The organism is Methylobacterium terricola, assembly GCF_006151805.1.
Classification (GTDB): domain Bacteria; phylum Pseudomonadota; class Alphaproteobacteria; order Rhizobiales; family Beijerinckiaceae; genus Methylobacterium; species Methylobacterium terricola.
Genome location: NZ_VDDA01000068.1, coordinates 1 through 9,111 on the forward strand (window position 1 = coordinate 1; position 9,111 = coordinate 9,111).

Consider the following 9,111-nt stretch of genomic DNA (forward strand, 5'->3'; position numbering starts at 1 on the left):
GTCCCGCACGGCGACTGCCCTCGGTATCCATTGGCCTGCTGCCGGGTGTTTGCGGTTGTGGCAGCAGCTTTCGCGGATCGACCCAGGCCCTGTTGGCTTCCTCGGTCCGGCCAATCTCACTAGATACGCACCTCCGCTTGGCTGACAATGACCCATGTTGTGCATCAGGGGCGGCCAGCACGAACCGTACCCGACAGGAAAGGGTACTGATCCCTCACCTCTCCCAGCTGCGTCTCTGGTTTGGCTGAGACAGATCACCCCCACGGGGTTGCCGTCAGTCGGCGTCGGTGGGTGCCTTACGGATGAATGCCAGCACCTCGTTTAAGGGCAATGATCCGGGGTACTCAGGGAAAGCGAGGCTCACCGGTGCGCCGAGGGCCGCCATGATATCCCGCAAACCCTCGACCCAGGCGCCGGCCTCGGCCTGGGTCGCGAAGCCGGCGCAGACCATGATCTTGTTCGGTTCAATGGTCACGGTGACGGAAAATCTGCCGTCCGGCATGTCGAAAATCTGATAGGTCACACTGCGAGCCATCCGCGCGTTTTAAAGCGAAACATCTGCAAGGCAACCAATCAATTGCGGGCATTATTTTTAAACAGGTCTGAATTGCTCTCGTGCTGGGAGAGCTTAAAGGTGGCTAAGGACCAAACCCAAGCGGCTCGATCGTGCGAGGGTCCGTGATGGATCGGGAGCAGACCCCCGGGCGGACGATCAGCCTCCCCGGCCATCCATCGAGGCTTCGGCCGCCCGGATCATCTCATTGAGGTCCCGCCCCGCCTTCGATGATCCGCCGGAGCGCGATAGCCCGAGCCGTGCATCGCCCGTGCTTGCGCCTCCCTGGATCCGTCGTCGGGCGCTTATCTCAACGACTGATGGTCAGGATCAGGTTCGAGGCAGGGACAGCCGACGTTGCTGGAGCAAGGTAAGTCCAGCCCATAAGCAGGATACCAGCGACGACGACCCTGGCAACGCTCACCAGCAGACTTTCTCGCTCCGGTCTCGCGCCACCATCTGAACGGAAGCGCGTGAAGAGTAATGGTTTCGTCCGCGCTACGGAGGGGGTTACACGGGACTCGCTAGGCATCATACTGCTCGGAACCGAGAGGGACGAGTGAGGTCGTTCAGTCGCGATAGGGATCGAGCGTCTTGCTGATCCGTTGATGCGCATGGGTGTTGATCCGCTGCTCTGCGGCTGTTCTGAGCAACGCTATCAGCGGGTACCGTGCCGAACCTCGGATAAGGATCCGTAAACGAGAGGACTCTGTGATGCCCGCGAGAGGGCGACCATTCCAGAAGGGGCAGAGCGGCAATCCTGCCGGGCGAGCCAAGGGCAGTCGAACCCGGGTTGCGCAGGCGATGGAGCTGATCCTGTCGGACGATGCCGACGTCATCATGCGCAAAGCAACGACCCTGGCGAAGGACGGCGACCCCACTGCTCTTCGCCTGTGCCTCGACCGCCTGATGCCCGTCCGCAAGGACCGACCCGTGCCGTTCGCCCTACCGCCGATCGAGACCGCAGCCGACCTAACGAAGGCGACCGGGGCGCTTCTCGCCGCTGTGGCTGCCGCCGAACTCACCCCGTCCGAGGCTGCCGAGCTTGGCAAGCTGGTGGACGCCCACGTCCGGGCATCGAGGTGACAGACGTGCAAGCCCGCCTCGACGCCTTGGAAGGACTGAAGAAGTGAACCGCACCCTCGAGAGCCGTATTCGCAGACTGGAAAAGGACGCCGACATGAGCAACCTGCGCCACCTTACCGACGACGAGCTAGACCAACGCCTCCTCGACAACTTCCGTCGGATGATCGCCGGGCACAGCAGCGTCATGGATGCCATCGCCTACTTCCGGGGCACGGGTGATCCCGGATACGCGGAGATGGCTGACATCCTTGAGGAGGGCTTGCCGATGATCCGGGAAGTGATCGCGCGCCAGTGCCCAACCGCCGCTTGACCGGCCAGCCGAGCTTCTCAAGGGTCGTGCTCGCGTGGCCGACGAGCACGACGCGGGGGTGAGGCGACGGGAACGCGGAAGGAAGTGGGGCGTCGGCGAAGGCAACGTTCTCTGACAGACCAAGGCACCCATGGTGCATTGGGCCGCTGGTTCGGCGACGGCATTCGCGCCCAACCCGTTCCCGTCCACAACGGCCGGCGTTGCCTGCCAGCGCTGGGGCCTGCGCGAGATCAAGTTCGAGGCGATGCAGGTCGCATCCGCCGGGCTGCCGTGTCTGATGGTCGCCCTGACGCGCCTTCCGGCCGGGGAGCCGCTGCGCCAGGAGATCCTGCGGACACCAGCCCAGGTCCTCTATCTGCTCCACCATAGCGAGAGCGGCCAGATCGTTGGGGCAGTTCTGCATGAAAAGCCCCGCGGGGCGCTGCCGCCGTTCGTCAAACCTAGATCCGCTCCGCAATAGCCGAGGCGGTCGCGCGTTAGCGCACAGCAACTCGATCTGTTCGAAACCTTACTGTTGCTGAAATTTTGAATGAAATGCCAAAACAAGGCTTGACCCGTCCTGCAGAGCACCCGCTATCTTGGCTGCGCAGAAAAATAGATATCTTGGGTCTCGCACATGGATGACGTCACAAAGCACGACGCCGATTTCATCGGCCTCGCCGCCGACATCGTCGGCGCCTACGTCTCGAAGAACAGCGTTCCGGCCTCCGAGTTGCCGGGCCTCATCGCGGCAACCCATGCTGCACTGATGAAGTTGACGGCTCCGCCCGCACCTGAGCCCGTAAAGCCTGAGCCCATCATCCCCATCCGCAAGACGGTCACCCCCGACCACATCATCAGCCTGGAGGACGGCAAGCCGTACCGGACGCTGAAGCGGCACCTCGCCGGGCGCGGGCTGACCCCCGAGGCCTACCGCGAGAAGTGGGGTCTGCCGCACGACTACCCGATGGTCGCCGCGACGTATGCTGCCCACCGCTCCGAACTCGCCAAGAGCACCGGGCTCGGCCAGATCCGGCGCGATCAGGCGGCTACCTAGAAGGCTGAAGCCGAGAGCGAGGCGGTTGCGGTCGCGCCCACGCCTGCCCGCCGCGATCAGCTGAAGCAGGCTGATGCCGCAGCGGTGGAGTAAGGTGAGCCCGATCAACCCTTGGCGGCGACAGAGGGCTGCGTGCACCATACCGTTCCGGACCTTGAGCCTGATCGTGGCAGGCCTCGCGATCGCCGTCGTGGGGATCTTCTTCGCGCTTGAGGACGTGATCCTTACCCTATTCCGATAGGCTTATTCTGCACTCCACAGACCAACGGATATTTGCGCCACCGTCAGGCTTCGCTGTTAAGTGCAGGTGCCCTGCTGTTCCGATCACCCTTCAGCAAGGCCGGCGGGCTGGGTCTCCATCTGGAGGGAACGACCCGGCCCGCCGCTCAGACGTCGCCGTCGTTTACCGGTCGGTTTCCCCGGCTGAGGAACGAACAGCACCAGTGTGGCATTCATCCTACCAGCCAGCTTGGCCATAGGGATTTCCGCCCGAGACCCTTCTAATCGTCCTCATTCTGCCCATCCTGCTATTGGCTACGATGGCAGCTTCTATGGCGGCGGTCACTACAGCGCAGGCGATCTCGGCGCCGGCAGCATCCTGCTTATCATTCCGGCCGTGCTCCTGCTAACCGGCCGGACCACTTCCTGACTCTCCATGTCGGTCAGGCGACGCTTTGCACGCGACTATTCTGTGATAACATTCCTGTGAAGATGCCTGGCATGGGATACCGTTGTGTCAAACCCACTGATCCGGAAACTCGTGTACGGCGCTCACCTCACCGACGACGATCGGGCCGTTCTAGAAAAGATCTGTCGTAAAACTCAATGGGTCCCTTCAAACAAAGACATCATTACCGAAGGAGAAAGACCGGACAACGTTCATCTGGTCATCGACGGGTTTGCTTGCCGATACAAAATTCTTCCCGACGGCAAGCGCCAAATAATGGCATTCCTCGTACCAGGTGACTTCTGTGATCTGCATGTCGCCATACTGGGTGAGATGGACCACACTATTGGAACGGGCTGGGGTTGTCAAATTGTCGAGATCCCGAGAGCGACCATCGACGAACTTAATCAGAACCACCCTCGTATCATGCGGGCCCTGTGGTGGGCGACACTTGTCGACGAGGGCACACTAAGGTCGTGGCTCGTCAGCATGGGGCAGCGTCCGGCGGACAGGCATATGGCGCACTTGGTTTGTGAGTTGCTGGTGCGGCTGCAGACAGTCGGGTACGCGGACGCAGACAGCTTTGAGTTTCCACTTTCTCAGGCTGATATCGCTGATACTCTTGGCTTATCCATCGTTCATGTCAACCGTACATTGCAGGAGTTGAGAGGGCAGAACTTGATTAACTGGAAACACAAGCGGATCCACATTCCCGATGTTAAGCGCTTGAAGGTGTTTGCCGATTTTGATCCGAAGTACCTGCACCTGAGGCAGCGCGGCGATGCCTCGAGCTGAGTAGGCTTTCCGACAAAACCCCATCATGTCGCAAGGCGTGTTATTGTGTTGGCTTCTTGGATAAGGCATGAGGGTTCACCGCTGGCAGGCAATCCTGAGCGTCAGCGTTTGAGAGGTGAATGCACTCTCGCTTGTGTTCGGCGGAGAGTACCGTGGCGCGCTACTTCATTGACACCGATGATGACGATCTGGCGATCAGAGATGATGAAGGAATAGAATTTCCTGATATTCAGGCTGCGCGAGATGCCGCGCATATGGCTTTGCCTGATATGGCGCGGCAGAAGATGCCCGATGGTGATCGGCGAACTTTTAAGGTAAGTGTTCGGGATAGCCATAATAATGTTTTGTATATCGCAACTCTTGTATTTTCAGGGGAATGGAAAAATACTTTATCACATAGCCAACATGTTTTTGATTGATCTTTGTGCTGATTGATTTTTATGTTAAAATATTTGATATGGACAGCCTTAACTGCCCATATCAATCATTGTATTACAATCAACAAATCTGAGAATGAGCCTTTAAGATACTGTTTTACCATAAGTCTCAACAACAACCTGAGTTCTATTCGTAACACCAAGTCTTCGCATGATATTTCGAACATGAACCTTGACAGTGCTTTCTTTCATTTTTAGCTCGAATGCTATTATTTTATTCGACCTGCCCGTCTGTAGCTGCTCCAGCACCGCGCTCTGACGTCGAGTGAATTGGCTGCGAGGTGTCACAGACTCAATAGGTTCGCAATGCTGGAATACGCAGCTGGAGGGGATAAAAATTCCTCCAGCTTGTACCAGTCGTATGGCCTCAATCGCTACATTGAGACCGACGCTAGTCGGGATGTAGCCGTGTGCGCCCTTATTCAGTTGTTCAACGACACCGGCTAAATCTTCGCTGTCACACAAAAACACAAATCTAGCCTCGATACCTGGGCGAGAAAGAAGATCATTACGATCCTCTTCGATTTGGGGAGTATCGTGCGCATCACAGCACAGAATAATGATGTCTCCCGCCCTACATAATACTTTCGATTGATCCCATTCATTGATGGAAGCAAACGCCATTATGGTTTGAGCGTCAAATGCTTTTATCAAGCATTTTTCAAGACAATCGCGAATCATCTTACGACTTTCGATAACATAAATCGACGATTTTTTGTCGGTACCTTTTAATGATGCGGTTTCAAAAACGCTTTGACCTGCAAAATACGAATTGCTATTATTATCTTTATTGACATTTATAGACATACTCTATGATCCTATGTATGTATCTACAGCTGAATTGCTGCTACCATACATCTGTAGCATCACCAAAATAAGCAGCATTAATAAAATATAAACCTTTCATGACGATTATGGATCGAATGTGCCCGAAAAAGTGCTAAATGACATTGCTTCGAACACGGCCTCGTTGCAGGCAATTTTGTGCTTTTAACTTAGCCGCCACGCCAGCCAGCTTACTCCGCCTGACAACGGGACCTACGAGCTGTAGGCAGTGAGGAACCGGCTTGTGATTTGGATGGAGCGAGCCGGGACAAGGGGTCGGTCGAAAACTCGCCCGGCTCGCTACGGCTGCCGGCGTTCCGCATCGCGACAGCCGTGCTTCTCCTGGCATGGTCACGAACCGTCGTCTCTGCCGAAAGCTAACAGGGTGCCAAAGAAGGCTCTGCCGTTGGGCACGGCCGGTTGAACGAGGCCATCTCTTTCGTCGCGGTACTCCGTCAAACGTGACGATGCATGATCACACCAACTCGATCCTCTCGAGATATGTTCGAAGACGAAATTTCAGGCGCCACGTTAAATAGGACTTGACCCGTCCTGATAAGCACCGACTATTCTTCTCATACGGATAGATAGATGGTTTGAGCCTCGCACATGAATTACGTCACACAGAACGACCTTGATTTTATAGGCCTCGCTGCCGACATCATCGGCGCCTACGTGGCTAAGAACAGCGTGCGCCCTACTGACCTGCCGGACCTGATTGCCTCGACCCACGCGGCTCTGACGAAGCTTGGTGCCCTGGCCGCGCCTGCTCAGGTCGAGAAGCTCACACCCCCGTTCCCGATCCGCAAGACCGTCACCCCGGATCACCTAATCAGCCTCGAGGATGGCCGTCAGTACAAGTCGCTCAAGCGGCATCTGAGCAGCCGCGGGATGACGCCTGAGGAACATCGCCAGAAGTGGGGCCTGCCGCACGACTACCCCATGGTGGCGGCGAACTACGCCGCCAAGCGCTCCGAACTCGCCAAGAGCCTCGGCCTCGGCCAGATCCGGCGCGATCGTGCAGCCGCGCGAAAGGCGGAAGCCGAGACGCAGGCGACCGCTCCTGCCCGCCGCGGCCGGCCGAAGAAGGCCGAAGCCGCCGCTGAGTGACAGCGACTGTCTGCGCTGGAACGCCCCTAGCGGGAGAACATTGGCTCGGGAGTCAGACCAGCCTGCCGCCTCTCGGCCGCACGGCTAGCGTTACATGTGGACCAGGGCACATTCGTCTCCCCGTGCCCTGGCAACACCTGCTCTGCTACATCGTGCCTGCCTCGCCATTCCGACCACCTTCGGTGAGGCCGGCGGGTTCGGTCTCTTCCCCCGAAGGATCCGGCCCGCTGTTACTTAGCGCCCAGGCAAGTACGCGCTTCACAGCCATAGGCGTCCACCGGCCACCGCGAGTCGCTGAGATACCCCTGGCATTCAACCCGGTAGCGATGGCCTGTAAGGTCGTCGCGCCACCAGATCGCAGCTCGGCAATGACCGGGGCAAGCTCTACCGCATGTGTTCGCGCTCGCTCCTGGCGCACCTGGATGCTGTTCAGACATCCTTGGTTAGCTCGTCGGTCCATAGCCGGTCTCAGGCCGCCCACCGCTCAAGGATAGCTTCGTTCTCAGAGATCCGCATCACGAAGGTGGTGCTGGTCGCCGCCCACCGCGACTACGACACGGCCAACAACCAGGACGCCAACCTGGCGGCGTTCTGCCAGCGCTGCCACATGCTGCACGATCGCGATGAGCATCAGCGCCGCCGTTGGCGCACGCTGTTCCGACGCAAAGCCATGGGTGATCTGTTCCAGGGGCCGTATTTGGTGGCCTGACGGGGTTCGGTTCGATGCTCAGGCTCGCGGCGCCCCCGCGGCCGTCCATTAAGGTGGCGCCGGCAGCGCTGGGCCGCTGTGCCGGGAAGGTGACCACGTTCGTCATCGGTCAGGCTCCCGTCATTGCGCGGGCGCCGGAGAGGGCGAGCAGATCCGCCGTGATGGCGAAGGGCATGGCCTCGTCCGCGTCGGGCCACAGGTCCCGGTCTGCGGGGCGCAGCGACAGCCCATCGCACACTGCCGAGGTGATGCGGGCCTTGAGGACGAGGTCGGCGAGCGAGCGTGCGGGCGTCTCGTGAGTGTGGGCCAGCGCTTTGTCGCGCCGCTCTATTGCAGCATTCCGGGAAGCGAGGAGCGGCGGCAACCCGACTGCTTGTCTGGCCGCCGCGGTCTCCGCCTGCCACGCATCCCAGGCTGCTACGATTTCGTCGCCGCGCGCCTGCGCCTGTGGGTCCGGTCGTTGACCGCTGAGGCTCGGCATATTCATCATGTGCCGACGCCCCCGTAACTCTTCTACCTGAACGCGGCTGTAGGGTAGATAAAAGCCGCCCCCGCCGGCCCACGGCGCTATATGCGGCCGAGTAATACTATACATCTATAGATCTATTCTTTTGGGCAGCAACGCAGCAGGCATGAGCGGTTCGTCTTGTGCCTCGTAGGCACGGCCAATGGCGTCATCCGCCTTGGTGAGCTCTGCGATTGCGTCTTTGAACTCGACTTCGAGGGCGGAGAGGACGGGGTTAGTAGCGCCAAGAGGAGACGGCACGCCGTGGATCACACGGGCCGCAGCGGCCTTCAGAATGGCGGCGCGCTTGCGAAAGGTCGGGCGATTGCTGTCGCGGCGCAGGACGTTGCGCAGGTTGAGAGAGGGCACGGGCGTGCTCCAATGCAATGCGAGGAGATGTGTCGGTGGAGAGGGGGCTTAGGCGCCCCAGGCCCGCGCGATCTCGCGCATCATGTCGGCGTCGTGGATGCAGCCTTCGCAGTCGATCTCATGCTGAAGGCGCAAGCTCAGAATGTAATCGCGCTCTCTGTCATTCTGCGGACTGCGGCTTCCAATCTCATCAAGAATTCGATCACCGATGAGGCCAACGCGTGCCCCCTCGAACTCTGCAAGCCTGCCTACCATCGTTATGTGGATGCAGCCGCGCTGATCTCTCCACGCGATGCTGCAGGGTCGCGCTCCGACGCCGTCCCAGAGATGCTGAGCCGCCCGGTACGCCTCATGAATGTTCACGACCTGCACTAGTGGGCGCGCCCTCGCCCCATGTGCAACCTGAGTAGCCATTTGCTTATGTGCTAGATTTTATCCGTCGAGCAATGAGGGCGATGCGTGGCAGTCGAGGTGACCAGGGGAATGTGATTTGCCACCAATCCTGCCCTTTATCGTAGAAGCCCCTATTGTGCCCCCGATAATCCCATACGATCCACCAGTGATATTTCATCAATGTCCCTGTCTAAGAGCGCCTAACAGAACGGCACGATCGGGTCTGTTGGGCGTTGGGGTGGTATGGCTCGCCCGCTTCTTCCCGACGACCTCTGGTCTGCGATCGCCCCGCTTCTGCCGCCGCACCCGCCTCGCC

Annotated in this window: 13 protein-coding genes and 1 pseudogene; 9 read left to right on the plus strand and 5 right to left on the minus strand. The window is 59.1% G+C overall.

The genetic code is table 11. From position 1 onward, the window contains the following. Positions 1-274: 274 nt before the first annotated feature. Complete coding sequence (locus FF100_RS36090) at positions 275-523, minus strand: hypothetical protein (RefSeq protein ID WP_246102778.1); 249 nt, start codon at positions 521-523, stop codon at positions 275-277. Between the two features lie 744 nt (positions 524-1,267). On the opposite strand from FF100_RS36090, the gene FF100_RS36095 reads away from it, so the two are divergent. From FF100_RS36095 to FF100_RS36125, 6 genes are all read left to right on the plus strand, one after another. Beyond that, on the plus strand, positions 1,268-1,639 hold the full coding sequence (locus FF100_RS36095) for a DUF5681 domain-containing protein (RefSeq protein ID WP_342779052.1): 372 nt from the start codon (positions 1,268-1,270) through the stop codon (positions 1,637-1,639). Between the two features lie 43 nt (positions 1,640-1,682). Beyond that, entirely contained in the window at positions 1,683-1,949 is a 267-nt protein-coding gene (locus FF100_RS36100) for a hypothetical protein (RefSeq protein WP_139040828.1), read from the plus strand. A 130-nt stretch (positions 1,950-2,079) separates the two neighbouring features. Then, positions 2,080-2,409 (plus strand): hypothetical protein, encoded by a 330-nt coding sequence (locus FF100_RS36105; protein ID WP_139040829.1) that lies wholly within the window; start codon positions 2,080-2,082, stop codon positions 2,407-2,409. 156 nt (positions 2,410-2,565) lie between these two features. Next, a complete protein-coding gene (locus tag FF100_RS36110; protein WP_139040830.1) occupies positions 2,566-2,985 on the plus strand; it encodes a Ros/MucR family transcriptional regulator in 420 nt (139 codons plus the stop codon). Positions 2,986-3,718: 733 nt separating this feature from the next. Next, positions 3,719-4,447 (plus strand): Crp/Fnr family transcriptional regulator, encoded by a 729-nt coding sequence (locus FF100_RS36120; protein ID WP_139040831.1) that lies wholly within the window; start codon positions 3,719-3,721, stop codon positions 4,445-4,447. A gap of 152 nt (positions 4,448-4,599) precedes the next feature. Beyond that, positions 4,600-4,866: a DUF6894 family protein gene (locus FF100_RS36125; RefSeq protein ID WP_139040832.1), complete on the plus strand. Its 267-nt coding sequence runs from the start codon at positions 4,600-4,602 to the stop codon at positions 4,864-4,866. Between the two features lie 102 nt (positions 4,867-4,968). Here the strand turns inward: FF100_RS36125 and FF100_RS36130 are convergent, their stop codons facing one another. Further along, positions 4,969-5,691, minus strand: coding sequence for a response regulator transcription factor (locus tag FF100_RS36130; protein ID WP_139040833.1), 723 nt, complete (start codon positions 5,689-5,691; stop codon positions 4,969-4,971). A gap of 627 nt (positions 5,692-6,318) precedes the next feature. Between FF100_RS36130 and FF100_RS36135 the strand changes: the two genes are divergently transcribed. Further along, a complete protein-coding gene (locus FF100_RS36135; RefSeq protein WP_139040834.1) occupies positions 6,319-6,819 on the plus strand; it encodes a Ros/MucR family transcriptional regulator in 501 nt (166 codons plus the stop codon). Positions 6,820-6,964: 145 nt separating this feature from the next. Here FF100_RS36135 and FF100_RS38780 read toward each other — a convergent pair whose 3' ends face one another. Further along, positions 6,965-7,279, minus strand: a complete 315-nt coding sequence (locus tag FF100_RS38780) for a recombinase-like helix-turn-helix domain-containing protein (protein ID WP_425463390.1) — start codon at positions 7,277-7,279, stop codon at positions 6,965-6,967. A 48-nt stretch (positions 7,280-7,327) separates the two neighbouring features. On the opposite strand from FF100_RS38780, the pseudogene FF100_RS36140 reads away from it, so the two are divergent. Then, positions 7,328-7,528, plus strand: a pseudogene (locus FF100_RS36140) (hypothetical protein); the annotation flags it as partial. Between the two features lie 109 nt (positions 7,529-7,637). On the opposite strand, the gene FF100_RS36145 reads toward FF100_RS36140, so the two are convergent. Next, on the minus strand, positions 7,638-8,009 hold the full coding sequence (locus FF100_RS36145) for a hypothetical protein (protein ID WP_139040835.1): 372 nt from the start codon (positions 8,007-8,009) through the stop codon (positions 7,638-7,640). A 114-nt stretch (positions 8,010-8,123) separates the two neighbouring features. Beyond that, entirely contained in the window at positions 8,124-8,402 is a 279-nt protein-coding gene (locus tag FF100_RS36150; protein WP_139040836.1) for a hypothetical protein, read from the minus strand. A 93-nt stretch (positions 8,403-8,495) separates the two neighbouring features. On the opposite strand from FF100_RS36150, the gene FF100_RS36155 reads away from it, so the two are divergent. After that, the gene (locus tag FF100_RS36155; protein ID WP_139040837.1) at positions 8,496-8,777 is read left to right on the plus strand and encodes a hypothetical protein; all 282 of its coding nucleotides are present in this window, start codon (positions 8,496-8,498) and stop codon (positions 8,775-8,777) included. Positions 8,778-9,111 lie beyond the last annotated feature (334 nt).